This window comes from Streptomyces sp. NPDC018833, from assembly GCF_044390825.1.
Classification (GTDB): Bacteria; Actinomycetota; Actinomycetes; order Streptomycetales; family Streptomycetaceae; genus Streptomyces.
Genome location: NZ_JBIRZM010000019.1, coordinates 1 through 17667, shown reverse-complemented (window position 1 = coordinate 17667; position 17667 = coordinate 1). Strand labels below are relative to the sequence as shown.

At 69.9% G+C, this 17667-nt stretch carries 16 protein-coding genes; 2 read left to right on the top strand and 14 right to left on the bottom strand.

Translation table 11 applies throughout. From position 1 onward, the window contains the following. Position 1: 1 nt before the first annotated feature. The 12 genes from ACH5AF_RS29705 to ACH5AF_RS29650 form a co-directional block, all read right to left on the bottom strand. Positions 2-2500: an ATP-grasp domain-containing protein gene (locus ACH5AF_RS29705; RefSeq protein ID WP_398905848.1), complete on the bottom strand. Its 2499-nt coding sequence runs from the start codon at positions 2498-2500 to the stop codon at positions 2-4. Next, on the bottom strand, positions 2497-3807 hold the full coding sequence (locus ACH5AF_RS29700; RefSeq protein ID WP_398906046.1) for an MFS transporter: 1311 nt from the start codon (positions 3805-3807) through the stop codon (positions 2497-2499). Before ACH5AF_RS29700 ends, ACH5AF_RS29705 begins: the two co-directional genes overlap by 4 nt. Before the next feature lie 2 nt (positions 3808-3809). Beyond that, on the bottom strand, positions 3810-4478 hold the full coding sequence (locus ACH5AF_RS29695) for a hypothetical protein (RefSeq protein WP_398905846.1): 669 nt from the start codon (positions 4476-4478) through the stop codon (positions 3810-3812). After that, positions 4475-5518, bottom strand: coding sequence for a hypothetical protein (locus ACH5AF_RS29690; protein WP_398905843.1), 1044 nt, complete (start codon positions 5516-5518; stop codon positions 4475-4477). The genes ACH5AF_RS29695 and ACH5AF_RS29690 overlap by 4 nt, the downstream gene beginning before the upstream one ends. Continuing rightward, on the bottom strand, positions 5515-6378 hold the full coding sequence (locus ACH5AF_RS29685) for a hypothetical protein (protein WP_398905840.1): 864 nt from the start codon (positions 6376-6378) through the stop codon (positions 5515-5517). The genes ACH5AF_RS29690 and ACH5AF_RS29685 overlap by 4 nt, the downstream gene beginning before the upstream one ends. Further along, a complete protein-coding gene (locus tag ACH5AF_RS29680; protein WP_398905839.1) occupies positions 6375-7160 on the bottom strand; it encodes a gamma-glutamyl-gamma-aminobutyrate hydrolase family protein in 786 nt (261 codons plus the stop codon). The genes ACH5AF_RS29685 and ACH5AF_RS29680 overlap by 4 nt, the downstream gene beginning before the upstream one ends. Next, positions 7157-8374, bottom strand: a complete 1218-nt coding sequence (locus ACH5AF_RS29675) for an acetyl-CoA carboxylase biotin carboxylase subunit family protein (protein WP_398905837.1) — start codon at positions 8372-8374, stop codon at positions 7157-7159. Before ACH5AF_RS29675 ends, ACH5AF_RS29680 begins: the two co-directional genes overlap by 4 nt. Before the next feature lie 4 nt (positions 8375-8378). Beyond that, a complete protein-coding gene (locus ACH5AF_RS29670; RefSeq protein ID WP_398905836.1) occupies positions 8379-10172 on the bottom strand; it encodes a hypothetical protein in 1794 nt (597 codons plus the stop codon). A 594-nt stretch (positions 10173-10766) separates the two neighbouring features. Then, positions 10767-11585 carry an SDR family NAD(P)-dependent oxidoreductase gene (locus ACH5AF_RS29665; RefSeq protein ID WP_398905834.1) on the bottom strand — a complete coding sequence of 273 codons (819 nt, stop codon included), beginning with the start codon at positions 11583-11585 and terminating at the stop codon, positions 10767-10769. A 729-nt stretch (positions 11586-12314) separates the two neighbouring features. Then, the gene (locus tag ACH5AF_RS29660) at positions 12315-12941 is read right to left on the bottom strand and encodes a DNA-3-methyladenine glycosylase I (protein WP_398905832.1); all 627 of its coding nucleotides are present in this window, start codon (positions 12939-12941) and stop codon (positions 12315-12317) included. Then, entirely contained in the window at positions 12938-13222 is a 285-nt protein-coding gene (locus tag ACH5AF_RS29655; RefSeq protein WP_398905831.1) for a YciI family protein, read from the bottom strand. The genes ACH5AF_RS29660 and ACH5AF_RS29655 overlap by 4 nt, the downstream gene beginning before the upstream one ends. 8 nt (positions 13223-13230) lie before the next feature. Then, entirely contained in the window at positions 13231-13797 is a 567-nt protein-coding gene (locus ACH5AF_RS29650) for a TetR/AcrR family transcriptional regulator (RefSeq protein ID WP_398905829.1), read from the bottom strand. Positions 13798-13959: 162 nt separating this feature from the next. On the opposite strand from ACH5AF_RS29650, the gene ACH5AF_RS29645 reads away from it, so the two are divergent. Then, the gene (locus ACH5AF_RS29645; protein ID WP_398905827.1) at positions 13960-15069 is read left to right on the top strand and encodes an alkene reductase; all 1110 of its coding nucleotides are present in this window, start codon (positions 13960-13962) and stop codon (positions 15067-15069) included. 454 nt (positions 15070-15523) lie between these two features. Here the strand turns inward: ACH5AF_RS29645 and ACH5AF_RS29640 are convergent, their stop codons facing one another. Next, entirely contained in the window at positions 15524-16084 is a 561-nt protein-coding gene (locus ACH5AF_RS29640; protein ID WP_398905826.1) for a TetR/AcrR family transcriptional regulator, read from the bottom strand. A gap of 130 nt (positions 16085-16214) precedes the next feature. On the opposite strand from ACH5AF_RS29640, the gene ACH5AF_RS29635 reads away from it, so the two are divergent. Then, on the top strand, positions 16215-16655 hold the full coding sequence (locus ACH5AF_RS29635; protein ID WP_398905825.1) for a hypothetical protein: 441 nt from the start codon (positions 16215-16217) through the stop codon (positions 16653-16655). Positions 16656-16757: 102 nt separating this feature from the next. On the opposite strand, the gene ACH5AF_RS29630 is transcribed toward ACH5AF_RS29635, so the two are convergent. Continuing rightward, positions 16758-16991 (bottom strand): hypothetical protein, encoded by a 234-nt coding sequence (locus ACH5AF_RS29630; protein ID WP_398905823.1) that lies wholly within the window; start codon positions 16989-16991, stop codon positions 16758-16760. Positions 16992-17667: the final 676 nt, after the last annotated feature.

Sequence of the window (17667 nt, the reverse complement as noted above, 5' to 3'; positions counted from 1 at the left end):
GTCACTCCACCTCAATGGCGAGGTCGGACTCGACGCGATCGAGGAGCGCCTCGAACTCCTCGGCCGTTTCCGCCCCCACGACGACCAGCAGGCACCAGTCCATGGCATGGGAGAAACCGACCGAGTCCCCGGTCTTCTTCATGCTGCGCCAGCCGAGCACACCGTCGACGGCCGTGATCTGCTCGTCCGTCGGCATGGCGGTGATGGTTCCGGCGCGGGAGGGTCGCAGGTGCAGAGCCCCGATGTGCCGGCGCGGGGGCACCGCCTCTTCGACGTGTCCGTACAGGAGTCCGTTGGCAACAGCATCGTGCACGCTGTGTCCGAGGTGCGTGGTGAGCATGTCGGGGATCCAGCCGCCGCCGATGCGGGTGGCGATCTCCGAGAAGACCAGCTCCCCTGTGGGGGTCTCGAACACCTCCAGGTGGGTGACGGCGGTCTCGATGCCCAGTGCCTCGTTGACGGTGGTGTGCATCTGGAGGAGGCGTTCGTAGAGCTCGGGGTGGTCCTCGCGTGGGAGGATGTACGAGCCGTCGCGGGTGCGCGGGGCGCCGTGCTCGTCGCCGGCCGTGGCCACGTGGTCGAGCCGGGGCACGTAGTACGCGCTCACGGTCAGGAAGAGCGGTTTGCCCGCCCACCACAGTGCGTCGATGTGCAGTTCACGGCCGTGCACGAAGCGTTCGACGATGAGGTGTCCGGAGCTGAGCCGCTCGGGCTTCGGCAGGTCGCGCAGGACTGCGGCGATCTCCGCCGCGTTCTCGACCCGGGCGGTGCTCATGGTGCCGAAGCCGAACGCCGGTTTCACGACGGCGGGGAATCCCACATCGGGGAGGCCGTCACCCTCGGCGAAGGTGGCGCCGACGGGCAGGGAGGCCCACTCCGCGACCGGAACGCCGGCGGCGGCCACGAGGTGCTTCATCATCCGCTTGTCGCGGACGGCCGCCTGCATCGCCGCGCTCGCGCCGCCGCGGCCTAGCAGGGTGCGCAGCTGGGCGGCGCCGAGCTGGCCGTCCTCGGAGAAGCAGAGCACCTGGTCGACCTGGACGCCGCGCACGGCGAGGTCCACGGCGACGCCGGTCATCTCTTCGACGGAGTCGATGCTGCCGACGCGGTAGACGGCGCGGGCCGCGCCGGTCAGTTCGGGGGACGCCGCGGCGCGGGCCGCCTCGGCCTCGTCGAGCACGAGGTAGAGGTGCGGGGTGGCGGCGAGCAACGCCCGGACCATGTCGGCGCGCCACTTGCAGAGCACGACCGTGGGTCCGTCATGGGCGATCCGGGGCGGCTCGGTGTCCGGGGCGGACGGCTGTGCGGGGGACGTGTCGTCCGGCTCCATGCGGATGTCGATCTGCCGGCGCACGGCCTCGGCAGCGGCGTCCACGTCGGCGGGGCTGTCGGCGAGGAGCAGCACGTGGGCGACCCGGTCACCGGACGAGTGGAGGCCGGCGACGATGTCGCCGGCGTGCTTCTTCTGCCCGACCCTGAGCACCTCGGGACGGTCCGCCGCCTCCTGGGTGCCGTCCACGGACACGATGCGGCCCGGGCGCGGCGCGGGCAGGAACAGCACGCCCGCGGTGCGAGGGCGTGCGGCGGGAAGGCTGACGGTCCTGCCGAGGGACAGCTCGATGACGCTGCGGAAGAAGTCATGCCCGTACGCCCGGCACATCAGTTCCATGATGTGGTCCCCGGGGGTGCGCACGGCGAACTCCATCGGCCGGAGCACGCTGCCGTCGTCGCGGTACTCCAGGTGCACGATGCCGGTACGGATGCCGGCAGCGGCCACCAGTGCGGCCGTCTGCCGGTCGATGCGATCCCGGTCGGCGGGGAGATACGGCAGCTGGTGCTGGAGTTCGACGAACTCGGGCGGTCCGGTGGTGACCTTGCGGGTGTGGTTCTGGAAGATCACCTCGCCGTCCTCGACCAGCCCTTCCCAACTGTATTCGGGCGCGTCGAGGTACTCCTCGATCAGCACCAGCTGGCCCACGTCCCGGCGGGCCAGGTCTGCGCGGAGCGCGTCCTCGCTCGCGACGCAGCGGACTCCGGCGCTGCCCATGCCGCGCAGCGGCTTGACGACCACCGGGTAGCGGCCGCGGCTCCATGCGGCGGCCTGGTCGGCACCGTCGACGACGGCGTGGTCGGGCTGGGGGAGTCCGGCGTGCGCGAAGAGAGCGCGCTGAACTGCCTTGTTGCGACTGGCCTCGGCGGCGGCGAGGGAGGGTCCGGGCAGCCCGAGCCGCTCCTGCACCCGGGCGGCGGCCAGAACGTGCTGTTCGGCGAAGGGCACGACGCCCTGCGGGCGGTGACGGTCGGCTGCCTCCAACGCGGCTTGGAGCCAATGCGTTTCGGTACTGCCCGTGGGGGCCTCGAAGTGCGTGACGCGGCTCTCGTGCTGCTCGCGCCAGGTCTCGTCGTCGAGCAGCACGGTGCTCAGACCGAGATCGTGGGCGGCGGCGACGTAGCCTCGTCCCATGATGCCCGCGCCGACCAGCAGCAGTGTGTCCGTCATGTCGTTTCCCCTGTGTGTGGCACGGGTGTCTGTTCGGGTGTGTCGTCGGCGGCGGGCCCCTTCGTCGCAGCGCGCCGCCGACCGAGGGTGAGCAGCAACAGCAGGCAGAACGAGGCAAGGCTCAGCCAGACCGCGGTGGCCTCACCGGTGAGCGTGAGGGCGGCACCGATGGAAGGGCCCGCGGCCGTGCCGATGCCCATCGCGCCGCCGGCCAGCGCGGAGACGCGGGTGACGTCCTGCGGCCGCACCGAGTCGATCAGCCAGGGGTGGAACGAGCAGGAGTAGGCGCACTCGCCGATCGCGAAGACGACGGCGAAGAGCAGGAGTCCCGCGTAGCGAACGGGGAGCGGACCGAAGGCCGACGCCGCGCCCACGGCGTAGGCGGTGGTCCACAGCACCACGGCCACCCGGAGCCCGTACGCCTCGTCGCGCCTGCTCAGCAGGCGGGTCACCCAGGTCTGTCCGAGAGCCACCACGGCGGTGTTCACGAGCAGCAGTGCGGAGACCGTGCCGAGGCCGATGCCCATCAACTGGACGGCGACGAGCGGAGCCGTCGCCTCGAACTGGCTGTGCCCGAAGAGGTAGGCGCCGAGTTGGAACAGGACCGCGAACGCGCCGGCGGCCCCGAGCCACTTCCAGCGCCCACCGGCTGCGCTCCACCGCTCCTTGGCCTCGGGCCTTGTGAACTGTGCCGCTCGCTCGGCGCCCGTGGCTCCGGCTGCCTCGCGGCGCTCCCGCGCCCGGACACGGTGGAAGGCATAGGTGAGCGGCAGATAGCTCAGCGCGTTGCAGACGAACAGCCACGGCACGGCCGAGGTGGCGAAGAAGCCGGTGGTCAGGCCGGCGACAACGGCCCCGAGCCCGAGGCCGACGTTGATCGCGCGGTAGCGGCGGGCGAAGACCGATCGCCGCTGCTCCTGCGGCGTCAGGGAGTTGAGCACCGGCACCATGGCGACGAGCAGACAGCCCTGGCCGCAGCCGATGAACGGGACGGCTGCCAACAGAGTGGCCAGGGAGCCCGCGGCGGCGGTCCCCAGGAAGCCCACGGCGAGCATCAGCGTGCCGGCGAGTCCGAGAAGCGCGGGTGGCGGCTTGATCCGGCCGGTCGCGAGGACCGCGGCGGTCGTCAGGTTGGCCGCGGCGGCGCCGCCGTAGAAGACGCTGACACCGGCCGTCCCCATCGCGGGCATCCCGGACAGGTAGAGCGCGGTGTACGGATAGACCAGGCCGGAGCCGAACGTCGACACGCCGTTGACCAGGATCAGCGCATCAGCCGCGGTGAGGCGGCGGGCGGGGCTTCGGGGCATGCTCACGCGACGGCGCCCTGTTCCCCGAAGGCCGCGTTGAGGAAGTACGTCCAGTCCGGTGCACCCGGGTCGGAGACGTGCAGCAGGTTCTCCACCGCGTCGTAGTGGGTGGTGGGATAGCGGACGACCCGGCGCACCAACTCCTTGAAGATGTGCAGGGTCGACAGCTCCTGGTCCCCGGCGTACCGGTAGATCTCAACCTCCTGATCCACCAGGTACGAGCGCAGGCTTCCGGCGAGCCGGGTGAAGTGGGTGTTGTCCGCGTAGAGGCCGAGAAAGTCGCGGTGTGTGCAGCGGGTGCGCAGACTGTCGGCGATCGTGAAGCCGAACGCCTCCGCGACGCTCAGCACCAGGTCTGTCGTGCGGAGGGGGCCGTCGTCCGGCGGGTTGAGGACCGGTCCGGTCAGCAGGTTCCGCAGAGCGGCGAGCCGGAGGCCGGGGGCGTGCAGGGTGCGGACGTACCAGTCCCTGGCGCGTACCTTGCGCTCGATGTTGTTCAGCCCCCAGGCAACCGCCTGCTCGGAGGTGTCCGCCTCGAAGTCGTGGGAGGCGGCGGGCTCGTACACACACAAGAGTCCGCGCACGGTGTCGCGGGCGAGCACGGCGGGGCAGTGCGCATAGGGGCCGGTGAGGATGTCGGGCTTGAGAATGAGCAGAGCACCTGCGCTCATCGGGCCTCCCCCAGAAGGACGTCGAGCAGACCGAGCAGCCGGACGAGGTCGTCGTCGGCGATCGTGCGGTAGAGGCCGACGCGCAGCACGGTCGGCCGCGCGGGGTCGGCGAGCCCGTACGCGAGTGCCCGTGTCTCCAGAAAGTCCGTCACCCCGCGCACGGCGGCCGGCGTGAGGGAAGTGGGCAGGACGGCGGCGAGGTCGCGTCCCGGGCGGTGCGGCGGGCCCGCGAGCCAGGAGCGGCCGGCCGTGTGGGCGCGGACCAGCTCCAGGCGGACCTCGACCTCGCTGTCCAAGCGTTCGGGGTGCGACTCGGCGAGGGTGCGTACGCCGTGGGCCAGCATCATCAGGTCCGAAGCGCTGGGGCGGGGCGCGCCGGGCGCGTCCACCGCCAGCAGGGCGCGGACGCCGAAGGGGCCACTGTCCTCTTCCGCCCGGGCGGCCGCGGCGGCCCGTGGGGACAGGGTGAGGACGGTGCAGCCGGGCACCACACCGAGGAGCCAGCTGGGGCAGAAGCAGGCCACGTCGAGTTCGCCGAGCAGGGTCTCGTCGAGCGGCCAGGAGGTGCGCGAGAGGTCCGCGGCGGTCCAGCCCTTGGGGCCGCGGGCGGCGGACGGCCGCTCGGCAGGGTCGACCGCCCGGGGGACGGCGTCATGCGCCCCGACCCACTTCTCCTGGGCGAGCAGCCGGGCCACGGTGTGCGGTGGGGCGGGGACGAGGACGCAGCTGTGGTCGTCCGGCAGGTGCAGCAGCGCGCGCAGTTCCTTCAGGACCGACTCGGTGAAGCCGTCGGTGTGGGCGAAACCGGGTTGGAGTCCGAGGACCACGGGTCCGGACCGTGCGAGGGACGCGAGGCGGTCGGCGGGGACGGGGACGCAGGCACCGCCCAGCCGGGGCTCGCGAGGTATCAGCGCGTCGGGTATGTCATACAGCTCGACGGGCGTGAACTCCTGGTTCCCGTGCGTCGTCCCGGCAGGTGCCGCGAGATCACCGGGGTCTGCGGGCAGGTCTTCGGTGTCCACCAGTGCCATCGGTGTCATCCCAGCTTCCGTCGGGTCACAGTGCGTACGTACGGGCCCGCCTGGTCGCCCGCGCCGTCGATGACTGCGGCGAGTTCGGCCCGGGTCTCCTCGACCGCGGCGGCGGTATCGGCCGGCGGGGCGAGCAGGCGGCGCGCGACGTGCGCGGCGCACCCGGTGCCGTCATGGCGCGCCGCCTCGCGCTGGAGCAGCCGGACGAGCCACTTGACCGAGGGGACGGTCACGCCCGCGGCGGCGAGCGCGCATTGCCCGGTGTGTACGAGGGCCTCGCGGTACATCCACGCGGCCGAGTCGGCATGGCCGTCGGCCAGTTCACCCGACACATCGGTGAGCCGGTTGACGGCGGCGACGGCGGCGACGTTCAGCAAGTAGGCGGGCAGGTCCCCGGTGCCCAACTCGTCACGCAGTTCTTGGAGTCGGTCAGGGCGCCGCAGGGCGCGACCGGTCCGGACGCGGTGCAGGATCTTGAGGTTGTCCTCGTCGACGAGTTGAGCGATGCCCTTCTCCCCCGACAGGCCGGCCACGCTGGCGTGGAAGGCGTCCCGCAGCCGGCCGAGCGCGTCCGGGTCGAGCACGGCAACGTTCACCTCGCGACCCTCGTGGTAGGCAACGGTCGCGGTGCGCTCGCCCTGGCGGGCCGCTGTCTCCGATCCGGTGACGCGGAAGTCGCCGACGACGTAGAGGTCCAGGTCGGAGTTGCGATTGGCGAGTCCGTCGGTCGTGGAGCCGGCGAGGAAGAGCAGCTCGTCGCCGCTGCCACCGATCGCCGCGAGGGCGGTGGCGGCGAGAGCCGCGTACTCGGTTGCGGCGTGCTCCGCCGTTCCGTTCGCGGGGGCGGGCGTGGTTCCTGGTGCGTTCACTGCTGTTCCCTCGACGCCATCCGGGACCGGCAGCGGCTGCCGAAAGCGGCCAAAACCTCGCGGTCCAGAAGCGATTGGTCGGTGTGGTGCTCGAAGTGCCACTGCACCCCGAGGACGAAGCGGTCCGGCGCGCCGACGCTGATCGCCTCGATGGTCCCGTCCGGGGCCACGGCCTCGACGAGGACCTCTCCGGGGACCTTGGACAGGCGGTCGCTGTGCTGGGAGTTGACCGGCACGGTGCCCGGATCCTGGCCGGGGCCGACCAGTCCGGCGAGGAGCCCGCCGGGCCGGACGTCCACGGTGTGTGCGGGCGCCCACCGGTCGGGGCCGTCCACGCCGGCCCGCAGCCGGTGCTTCACGTCCGAGCGGGGCACGGTTTCGAGGGCGCCGCCGTGGTGCACGGCGAGTTCCTGCATGCCGCGGCAGCTGGCAAGCACGGGCAGACCGGGGATCCGGTCGGCCTCGTGCAGCAGTCCGGCCGCAGTCGCGTCCCGGGCCGGGTCGTACTCCCTGCCGGTCACGGCGTCGGCGTCCCGCCCGCCGTAGCGAACCGGGTGGACGAACGATCCGCTGCCGGGGAGCACCAGCCCGTCGAGGCGGGCCAGGACGCTGCCGGCATGTTCGGGTCGTACGGTGTGGAGCAGGACGGCGGCCACTCCGGCATGGTCGAGGAGGGCTTCGGTCAGGTGGTCGTTGACCCGGGAGTACGTGGTGCCGTTGGCCCGCTCCTTCTGGCAGGCGAGGACTCCGACCAGCGGGAGGTGCGGCGTGCCGGTGGTCACCGGGCCGACTTGCGTACGTCCGCGACGGCCGCGGGCAGGTCGGCCGGGTCCTCCGTGACGACGACCGCCACGACGGTGTCCGTCCCGGGCCAGTCCTCGGCGAGGACGACCCGCGGGTGGGCGAGCACGGCCTCGGCCATCTCGGCTGCCGGGCGCCCGGCCTTGGGCAGCAGCACCATGGCCGCGCCACGGTCCGGCTCGGGGGTCTCGCCGGGCAGTTCCCCGTCGGTGAGCAGGGCGAGCAGGGCTTCGTAGGGCCGGACGGCCCCCTGGTGCGCGTACGGGATGAGGTGGGAGTTGATCAGGTCGCCGCCGAGCCGTCCGCCGACCTCCAGAACAACGGGGCCGGCGGAGGCGAGGCGGAGGTCTACATGGAAGCCGCCGGTCCGGATGCCGACAGCGAGCACGGCCTGTCCGGCGGCCTGCCTCAGGTCCTTGACCTGTATGTCCGTGAGGGCGGAGGGGACGGCAGTGGCCCACGACGCGGACAGCGGCCCGTCGACGCTCTTGTCCGTGACGCCGAGAATCCGCACCTCGCCGTCGGAGACGACCCCGGAGACGGAGTGCTCGGAGCCGTCGACGTACTCCTCGACGAGGAAGTCGGTCGTGCCGGAGTAGTTGGCGGCAGTCAGCGCGAAGACCTCGTCCAGGCCGGTGTCCGAGGTGATCAGCGCCATGCCACGGCCGCCGGAGCAGTGGGCGGGCTTGAACACCAGTGGCCTGCCCGCGGCGCCGAGCTCCGAGACGATACCCCGCAGGTCGTCAGCCGTCCGGCCCGCCCGCCAGGGCGGGTTGAGCCCGTACGGCTCCATGGCCAGGCGCTGGGCGGCCTTGTCCGTGGTGACGGCCGCGGCGGCGGTACCGATGCCACGCACCCCGAACTGCTCGGCGAGCAGCGCGGTGAGGCCGACGTACTTGTCGCCCCAGCAGGCGACGGCGGCCGGAGCCGAGTCGGGCGACGCCTGTGCGGCCTGGTCCGCGAGCGAGGAGCCGCGGTCGAAGGAGCCGCGCCGGTGTTCGGGGAGCCCGGTGTGGGAGACGTCTGCGTCGGAGGCCACGTGGATGCTCAGTCCCCGTGCGGCGGCGGCATCGAGTTCGGCGCGCCATTCCAGGGGAGAACGCCGCAGGCCGAGGTAGAGCACCGTGGGGCTCTCGGCCTCGCCGCTCTTGTCCACTGCCGTCGGCTTCACTGCGGGGGTCACTGCTGTCGTCATCTGGTCAGACACCGTTCTCGTTCGCCGTCCTCGCCTGTGCGTCCACTTCAGGAGCCGAGGTACCGTACCGCTCCTGGTACCAGACGTTTCCGAAGTCGTTGACCACAAAGGCCGCTTCGCGTTTCTCCAGCCGAAGAGCGTGTTCCTGGTAGAGACCGCGCAGGACCTCGCCCATCGCGATCGCCGCCCGCAGCTCGCCCAGGCCGTAGACGTCACCCTCACTGCGCATCAGCCGCAGGTCGTGCACGCCGGGCCGGTGCGCGCCGGCGAGGGTGATGCCGAAGGGGACGCGGATGGCGTGCCGCACGCCGTTGGCCACGTGACCCTGGTGGTGGTGCGACGTCCACTCCGTCATGTCGGGCATGGAGGGGGCGAAGAACCAGTCGCGTTCGGCGAAGCTCGCGTCGTCCGTGACAGCGGCGGCATGCGGCATGAAATGCCAGCTGTTCCAGCGCATGCGGGCCGCGATGGCGCGCACCACCTGGGGCACCTCGGCGGCGGCTCCCGCATCGGCGAGCCGGCGGCGGAAGTCCTCACTGGGTACGACGCAGCAGTAGTACTCGCTGGTCTTCCAGTGGCCGGGTTCGATACTGCCCTCGGCCAGCAGGGAGCTGAGCCGCAGGATGTCGCGTGGGCCACGGGACATGCTGACGTCGGATGCGGTGCCGGCCGCGGCGGAGGCGACGAGTTGGTGCAGCACCTCCTCGAAGCGGCTGCCGAACCCGGCCTGCGAGGGTTGTGGGTCGCCGTCGAGGAGCGGCTGCCAGTCGACGTCGAATCCGCCGCTGCGGATCGCGTCGGGCGCAGACGGTACAAGATCGGAGAGGGTGTCGAGGAACACCTCCGGCACATCCGCGCCGGTCACCGGGGTGTCGAAGAAGTGTTCCTTCTTGTTGATGGTCATCGACTGGACCGTGCGGTAGACCACCGCCCCGGACTCCAGCTTGCGTGCCCTCAGTTCCCGGGCCCGATCGGCGAGTTCGAAGAGCCTGCCGACCGCAGATCCGGACGCCTCGGCGTCGGGAACCTCCCCGTCGTACGCGAGGATGCGGCCTTCCAGGAATTCCGTGAGCCTGCTCGGAATGAGCTGCGTGCCACTGAACTCCTCGGTGCGGGAAGGGGTTCCGGAAGAGATCAGCGCGGACATGCAGACGACGAAGCACGCGTCGGCGGCGCTCCACTCACTCAGCGGAGTCTCGGAGAGGACCTTCATCCGGCAGCGGTCGGACTCCGCGCCCACGGACTTGCCGACGAGGTTGCCCGACCGGCCCAGGTTCGTGTAGCAGAAGTCGCCTATGTAGAGGCGTATCGGCCCGACGTGCCGGAACAGCAACCGCAGTCGGCCCACCAGATCCGCAGCATGCTCTTCGCCCTGCTCTCTGAGCCAGAGACGGCAGGACTCGATCTCGGCGCCCTCCAGTTCGGCGAGGCGCGCGCACTCGGCGTCGAGCCCCTCCGGTGCCCCGTCGCGCCAGTTGACACCGGCGACCGTGCGCAGCTCGGATCCGCCCGTCTCGCCGGGTCTCAGGATGCAAACCTTGCCCGCCTTCAGCTGGCCGAAGCGGTGGCCGTCCGTGTGGTCTGCGGCGGGCTGGGCGACGGTGGCGCGAGCGGCTTCCATCGCGTCGAGCAGGTGGCGCTCGCTCGACCTCAGCGCGCCGAGCGCCACCTCCGGCGCCAATCGCTCGCCGATGGTGGCCAGGTGGCGGATGGCCGGGCCGGCGGCACTCTGCGCCGCGGCTTCCGAGGCGACCATCTCCAAGAGCTTGTCGAATCCTTCGGTACGAAGGAGGCCCATCTGCGATTCCCCCTGTGTGAAGACGTGACTGTACGCATGTGAGCGATCGCCAATGAACGCCGTATGCCATACGGAGTGGAACGAGAGAGCGTGAAGAACGGTCTGCAGGCCGCGGGTTGGCCGCACGCTGCGATGAGCCCCCGGCAAGAAAGAGGGGGAAGGCCGGTGGGCCTCTGCCGTGGAAGGAATCCGGAAGAGCCCCGTTGCTGCTCCGACGGCGGCGGACCGGATCTCTCAGGAACCCGCCACACGAGAAACTTTAACCTCAGTAACATCCGTCAGCAACCTTTAAACGCACGGTAGTTGCTCATGCCACACGCTGCCGGGGGAGCCACGGGAGCGTCCACGCGGCCTCATCAGAAGGCCCGCCCGCCGGAGAGGGCGAGAGGTGAACCGGTGGTGAAACCGCAGTCGAAGGCCACCAAGAAGGCGACCGTGCGGGCTGCGGTCACGACGCGCCTGTCTTGCAGAAGGGAGATGTCGCGGGTGCCCGCCCCGAGGTCCACCACCGTGACCAGGCCCTCCAGGCTCCTGTGCCGGGCCGCCGCTCCGCAGGCGCGGTCGGCTCATGGAGCAGCCGCGCCAGTTGCAGGATCAACCCCCGTTTTCGCGTGGGGTGATGCGGAACTCAAAGGGAACAGTTCCGGGGTCCAGCGCGGTCACACCGCCGTCCACGGTCAGTACCGCACCGTTTACGAAGGACGCAGCCGGCGATAGCAGCCAAGCGATGGCCTCGGCGACCTCACGAGGCTCCCCGGGGCGGCGTGCTGGCAGCAGCCGGGTGGCCTCCTCATATGCTCCAGCGACGTCATTGGAGGTCAATCCGGCCTCCTCAGCGAACCGGACCATGCGGCGGTCGGCCATCTCCGTACGCACCCAGCTGGGGCAAACGGTGTTGGCCCGCAAGCCCTGAGGCCCGTAGTCCACAGACAACGACCGGCACAACTGCAGCAGTGCCGCCTTGGACGTGGCGTAGGCGGCATTGCCCACCCCGTTGCGCAGGGCAGAGACCGAAGCGACCGCGACGACAGATCCTCGGGCCCGAAGCAAGTGCGGCAATGCCGCCCGCATCAGAAGGAAGGGGCCGGTGAGATTGGTACGAAGCACCAACTCCCAGTCCGCATCGGATAGTTCCCCGACACCCCCGCCGCGTCCCACTCCCGCATTGACGACCAACCCATCGAGTCGACCGAATCGCGCGACGGCAGTCTCGACGAGGTGGAGAACAGCGTCCGGGTCGGCGGTATCAGCCGGGCAGGCCAAGGCTCCGGTTTCCGTGGCGACGCGATGCAAAGGCTCTGGTCGTCGCCCGGAGACGACAACGTCGTGCCCGGCCGCCCGTAGAAGCCGCGCGGTTGCCGCACCGATCCCCGTTCCTCCTCCAGTCACGACCACAACACGCTGATCCGGCATAGGTCTTCGACCTCCTGTCACTGTCGGATCGGGCGACGTGATCTTATGTGGCTGCGGACCAGCGACCAGAGTCAGCGTGACTAACTCGACTGAATCAAGCCGAAGTTGAACTCTGAAGGCCCTGGGGGCCGCAGCCGAGAAGAAGACTCCACGCTCGTGACTTCTCACACCCCGAATCCGGTGCGCGTCCGTTCGTTCGACCCGTTTCGTCCACGAAGCCCAGCGCCCGACACGCCGACTTCCGCAAGAGCAGAGCAGCAGAATCACCACCGCCAATAAAGGCCCAGGTCACAGGCCTGGGTCAGGAAACCCCGATGCGCACCCCCTCCTCGGCGGCCATCCCGCAATCTGGCCCATCCATCAGGAGATCAACACAAAAGACCAGGTCAGAAGGCATCTGACCTGGTCCCAAGTGGAGCCGCCGATCTAGGAAGCTTCGCACCTGCATCGAGATGAACCGAGCTCACTTCCCCTGAGCCAGGAGTCAAGCAATTGACCGCTTTCGCTGGTCAGCCGCGTCCTCCCAGACCACTCCGCCGCCTCACGTCGCCGTCCGGTGGCGCTGCGGGGGTTCATTGGGCGATGCGCTTCGGCCGCTGCGCGACCCGAACGCCGAGCAGGAACAGAGGTGACCAACGGAGGGGTCGGCCCGATGCCGGACCTGACGGGGCATCACGTTCCCATGAATCGAAGTCCTCGATCAGCATGTAGCGCACGTGCGTCTTCTGTTCACCTGATCGTGCCGACTCGTCCTGGGCGGTCGAATTCTTCACGGATCCGCTGGGCCTCGGGCCTGATCGCGCATTCCCGAGCGTGGTCGTTGATCAACCCCATGGCTTGCATGAACGCGAACACCGTGATCGGTCCGACGAACTTCCAGCCCTGCTTCCGCAGGTCCTTCGACAGCGCGACCGAGGCCGGGGAGGTCGACATGGTCTGCGGCCCGGCCAGGTCGCCCGCGTCGGGTTCGTAGCGCCACACGAACGCCGCCAGAGATCCCTCCCGCTCGACCAGGTCCTCGGCCCGGCGGGCATTGTTGATCACCGCCTCGATCTTGCCGCGATGCCGGACGACGCCCGCGTCGCCCAGAAGACGCTCGACGTCACGCTGGTCGAACCGGGCGACGGCAGGGATGTCGAAGCCCGCGAAGGCGGCGCGGAAGTTCTCACGCTTGGCCAGGATCGTGCGCCAGCTCAGCCCGGACTGGAAGCCCTCCAGGCTCAGCTTCTCGAACAGCCGCCGGTCGTCACCGACGGGAAACCCCCACTCGGTGTCGTGGTAAGCGAGGAACTCCGGGACAGCTCCGCTCCACGAGCAGCGCGGCGCGCCGTCGGGGCCAAGGAACGGCGCCGTCACAGCAGGAAGCCCAGCCGCTCGTCCGCCATTCCCGGCGCGATCTCGATGATCTCCGCCGTGACGACGTCCTGGGCGACGAACGGGTCGTCGTCGACCCGCTTCTGCAGTTCCTCGCGCGAGGTGTTGTGGGCGAGGACTGCGCCACCGAGCCCTGGCTGGATGCTGCCGACCAGCAGGAAGACCCCGTCGTCCAGGCCGCGCTTGATCCACTCCTGATGGCCGGTCATGTGCTGAGAGGCGGAGCCTGAGTTGCCGGAGAACCGAAGCAGGACCACGAACATGCGATCTCTCATTTCTCGTAGGTGCTCAGCCAATCGCGCACCCGGTCGACTTCCCGCTGGATGAACGCCTCGTCGCGGAACGCGTTGGCCATGACGGCGACGCCCTGGCTGAAGACGAGCACGTGCATCGCCAGCTCATCGGCCTGCGCAGCCTGCCCGAGCAGCACGAACTGCTCACGAAGCCACACGCGGAACAGGGTGAACAGGCGGCCGGCCTGACCGAGCATGGCGTGCTCCAGCTTGGCCAGCTCCGTGGTCAAGGTGCCCACCGGGCAGCCGTAGTCCTGGATGTCGGCGCGGTTCGTCAGCTCGATCTCGACGTACCGCATGATGCGGCCGGCCGGGGTGGGCGCCTCGGCCTCCCACTGCTCCAGCATTCGCCGGGTGTCGTCCAAGCGGGCATCTATCACCGCGTCCAGGATCGCGTCCTTGGACTTGAAGTGGTAGTAGAAGTTGCCCCGCGACAGCCCGACGGCTCCGGCGATGTCCGCGAACGAGGTGTGCTCGTAGCCGTGGTGGTAGAAGAGCCGGTCGGCCGCCGCCACGATCTGTTCACGGGTCGCCACCGCAGTCACACTGATCCCCTTTCGTCGTAGGACAACCGACCTAGAGCACTTACCGTAGGTCGCCCGTCCTAGACCGTCAAGTCGTTGACACCCCAGGCGTCGCCGACCTAGCGTGACGGCTCTCTAGGACAGTTGTCCTACGATGCTCGTGCCAGAAAACTGGAGCTCCTCATGCCCCTAGACTTGTTCGAGCCGTTCGCCCTGGGCGACCTCAAACTCGCCAACCGGATGGTGATGGCGCCGATGACCCGCAACCGCGCCGACGCGGACGGGTGCATTCCCGAGTTGATGGTCGCCTACTACCGGCAGCGCGCCACCGCGGGCTTGATCGTCGCGGAATCCACCACGGTCTCACCGCAGGCGGTGGGCTACCCCTTCACTCCCGGGCTGCACACCGACGCCCACGTGACCGGCTGGCGGCACCTGACCGAGGCAGTCCACGCGGCGGGCGGCCACATCTTCGTGCAGCTGCAGCACTGCGGCCGCATCTCCCACCCGAGTCTGCTGGACGGGCAGGCGCCCGTCGCCCCCTCGGCGATGCAACCCGCCGGCCAAGCAGCCACCTACGCCGGCCCGCAGGACTTCGTGACGCCCCGCGAGCTCGGCCGAGACGAGCTGCCAGGGATCGTCGCGCAGTTCCGGCACGCAGCCGAGCTGGCGAAGCACGCGGGCTTCGACGGTGTCGAGGTCCACGCCGGCAACGGCTACCTGATCGACCAGTTCCTGCGCGACGGGAGCAACCACCGGTCCGACGCGTACGGTGGCAGCGCCGCCAACCGCATGCGCTTGCTGAACGAGGTCCTCGACGCGGTGTGCGCCGAGTGGCCCGCCGAGCGGGTGGGCGTGCGCCTGACGCCGGAGAACAGCTTCAACTCCATGTCAGATTCCGATCCGCAGGCCCACTTCGCGTACTTCCTGGGGCAGCTGAGTCCGCGCGGCCTGGCCTATGCGCACATCCTGGAGGGCGACATGATGACGAAGACGGCATCCATCGACTACCGCGCACTGCGGACGGGGTTCGCTGGTGTGTGCATCGCCAACAACGGCTACGACCTCGCGCGCGCCCGGGCAGCAGTGCACACCGGGAAGGCCGACCTGATCGCCTTCGGCACGCCGTTCCTGGCCAACCCGGACCTGGTCCACCGCTACCGGGAGAACCTGCCTTTGACCGCAGCCGACCCGACCACGTTCTATGTCGGAGGCAAGGCCGGCTACACGGACTATCCGTTCCACCGAGGCGACGGAGCCGAGACACGCCACCTCGCGACCGCGACCGAGTGAGCGACCGGGCCAGCGGGGCGCGACGTATCGCAACTGGGGTGTGACGCCGCTGGTGCCGGCTGGGTGACACCCTTGCCTTGCTGACAGCCAAGCCTGCCCGACCAGCACCGGGTTCCCGCCTGGGGTCGGGCAGGAACCGCAAGAGACTGCTCCGGCCTGTACGGTCAACGGCGCCTCCCAGCCCCGAAGTCCTGGTCCCAATGCCGTGACTCTGTTGGTGATGTTCCCGGGTCATGCGGTGGCGGCGCACAGAGCGTGGAAGCGTGTTGATCGGCGGCGGGTGATTGGCGGCTCGGCGATCCAGTTGGCGACGCGGTGAAGTTGCAGGCCAGCGCGGTCAGGACGTGCTGGACGTGGGTTCTGGGCAAGGCCCCGGTAACGGGTTCTGCGCAGGCCGCTCGTGCCGACGTAGGGCCTCGGCGTGCGGTCCACCGCACGCCGAGGCCGACGGCCGTCAGGAGTCGGCGAAGAGCTGCAGGGCGGCCCGGACAGCTCGTTCGAACGGCTCCGTGCTGCCGCTCGCCCGGCACAGCACCTGTGCCCCTTCGAGGAGGGCGACGAGCAGGGCGGCCTTCTCCTCCGCGTCGGCCGCCGTCAGCCCCGCCTCCCGCAGGGCCCGGGAGAGCTGCTCCGTCCACGAGGCGAACACCACCGCCGCCACCCGGCACAGCTCGCCGTCGTCCTCGTCCGGGGGCACGGTCACGGCCGCGACGGCGCATCCGGCGCCCTCGGCCGCCGCCTGGGCGACCGGCCGTGCGAACTCCACGAAAGCCACGGCGACATCCCCAGGGCCGGCCGCCCCGATCTCCGCGAGCCGGTCGCACACCTCGCGGCCGTGCTGCGAGACGGCCTCGACGGCCAACTCGTTCTTGCCGCCGGGGAAGTGGTGATAGATGGCGCCACGGGCCGCCCCGCTCCGCGCGAGCACATCGGTGAACGACATGCCCTGCAGGCCGCGTTGGCGCAACGCGCCAACGGCGGCATCCACCATCCGGCCCCGGGTCTCCTTGGCCATCTCGTCTCGACCCTCCGCTCGCCTCTGCCCTTTACCGCTTGACTAGGACGGCCATACTACTCCAGAGTCTTTCTCGCTAGGACGTACGTACTACTGTCTCCATTCCCACCCGAGATCGAGGAGCACACCCATGCCCATCGCCGTCATCGCGCCCACCGGCGCCCTCACGCCGACCGGCGAGCGGGAGATCATTCCGCAGCTCAGCGACGCTCTCATCGACGTGAGCGGCCTGACCGGCAACACCTTCTTCACGCCCATGGTCGCCGGCGCGTTGCACCTGCTCGACCCTCAGCACGTGTACGCGGGCGGAACCAACCGATCCCTCGTCCTGATCGAGCTGAAGCTGCCCGACATCGGCCTGGATTCCGTCGCAGCACGGACGGCCTTCATCGAGAGGGCCACGGACATCGCGTACAAGCTCATGGCACCGGGCCACGATCGCGACGACATCCGGATCAACATCATCAACGCCCCGGACGGAGGCTGGGGCATGGGCGGCCGCGCCTACACGGGCGAGCGCCTGGTCGAGGCCATCACCCAGGCAGCCGTCACGAGCCCCACCAACGCCTGACCGGCTCCCCCTCCCCCAAGTCCGGGGAATTGGGAAACGATACGTCCGCCCTCAGCCGCGATGAGACCGAGGGCGGACGGGCGTGGACGGGGGCAGTGGGCGTCACGGCGCCACCTCGTACGCGCCGGACAGCACCTCGACACGCTGCCAGACCGGGGCCGAGCGCGCCTCGTCGACCACCGGGCGCCGGACTCCAAGCAGACCCTGCGCTGCACCTACCCGCAGCTTTTTCCTGAACAGGCTACGGGCCTCGATTCCGCCGGAAGCGGGGTCGAACCTCGGCACGGACTCGCCGCCACCGAGCCGACCGCGCAGCTTTTCCACCCAGTCGTTCAAGGGAAGCGCAGTAGGTTCCGTTCGGACAGCCTGCAGGCGGGCACGCAGGGCGTCGGGATCGCGCAGGGCGCGAGGGGGCCGTGCAACGAACCGGTCGTGTGAGGCCATGGCCCGCAGTGTGCGCCCTCTGACATCAACGACCGCCGCCATGCTTGAGGCGTTCGCGGTGCTTTCTCAGCTTCACCACTTCGTGGGGTGCGGCGAGCGTCGTTCGTCGGCCTCCCGGTTGAGGCGGTCCTGGAGGCGCAGGTTGAGGTCGGTCATCCTCCAGACGCTGTGCGGTGGAGACGGTGTCCACCGGTCGGCCTGGCCGGTGCCTGGACACCGAGGGCCGGGCGAGACGCGTGCACAGCTCCTACCGACGGAACTTGGACGAGGACCGTTGGGTGCTCGGCGGGTCGTGGTCCGGGCTCCGTGTGCGCCGGTACGTCGACGTGTGATGCACGAGTCTGCTCGGCGTCTCCGGGAAGAACACCAAGCTACCCGTCATGAGCGGCTGGTTCACCATGAGGGGGCACCTTCCCGGGTGGGTGGCCCGCCCGGCGGGTCGTTGACAGATATGTTCAACTGGCCTGACTCTACTAGATGATCGATTCCAAGGGGTCAGTGATCATAGGCGGTCAGTGAGCGCAGGATGGGCTGCCCGGTGTGGTCGTTGTGCCAGATCGCGGCGGTC

Coding starts and splice junctions, on each gene's coding strand:
- ACH5AF_RS29705 (WP_398905848.1), bottom strand. CDS start 2,500: ATGACGGACACACTGCTGCTGGTCGGCGCGGGCATCATGGGACGAGGC.
- ACH5AF_RS29700 (WP_398906046.1), bottom strand. CDS start 3,807: ATGCCCCGAAGCCCCGCCCGCCGCCTCACCGCGGCTGATGCGCTGATC.
- ACH5AF_RS29695 (WP_398905846.1), bottom strand. CDS start 4,478: ATGAGCGCAGGTGCTCTGCTCATTCTCAAGCCCGACATCCTCACCGGC.
- ACH5AF_RS29690 (WP_398905843.1), bottom strand. CDS start 5,518: ATGACACCGATGGCACTGGTGGACACCGAAGACCTGCCCGCAGACCCC.
- ACH5AF_RS29675 (WP_398905837.1), bottom strand. CDS start 8,374: ATGACGACAGCAGTGACCCCCGCAGTGAAGCCGACGGCAGTGGACAAG.
- ACH5AF_RS29670 (WP_398905836.1), bottom strand. CDS start 10,172: ATGGGCCTCCTTCGTACCGAAGGATTCGACAAGCTCTTGGAGATGGTC.
- ACH5AF_RS29665 (WP_398905834.1), bottom strand. CDS start 11,585: ATGCCGGATCAGCGTGTTGTGGTCGTGACTGGAGGAGGAACGGGGATC.
- ACH5AF_RS29655 (WP_398905831.1), bottom strand. CDS start 13,222: ATGTTCGTGGTCCTGCTTCGGTTCTCCGGCAACTCAGGCTCCGCCTCT.
- ACH5AF_RS29645 (WP_398905827.1), top strand. CDS start 13,960: ATGCCCCTAGACTTGTTCGAGCCGTTCGCCCTGGGCGACCTCAAACTC.
- ACH5AF_RS29640 (WP_398905826.1), bottom strand. CDS start 16,084: ATGGCCAAGGAGACCCGGGGCCGGATGGTGGATGCCGCCGTTGGCGCG.
- ACH5AF_RS29635 (WP_398905825.1), top strand. CDS start 16,215: ATGCCCATCGCCGTCATCGCGCCCACCGGCGCCCTCACGCCGACCGGC.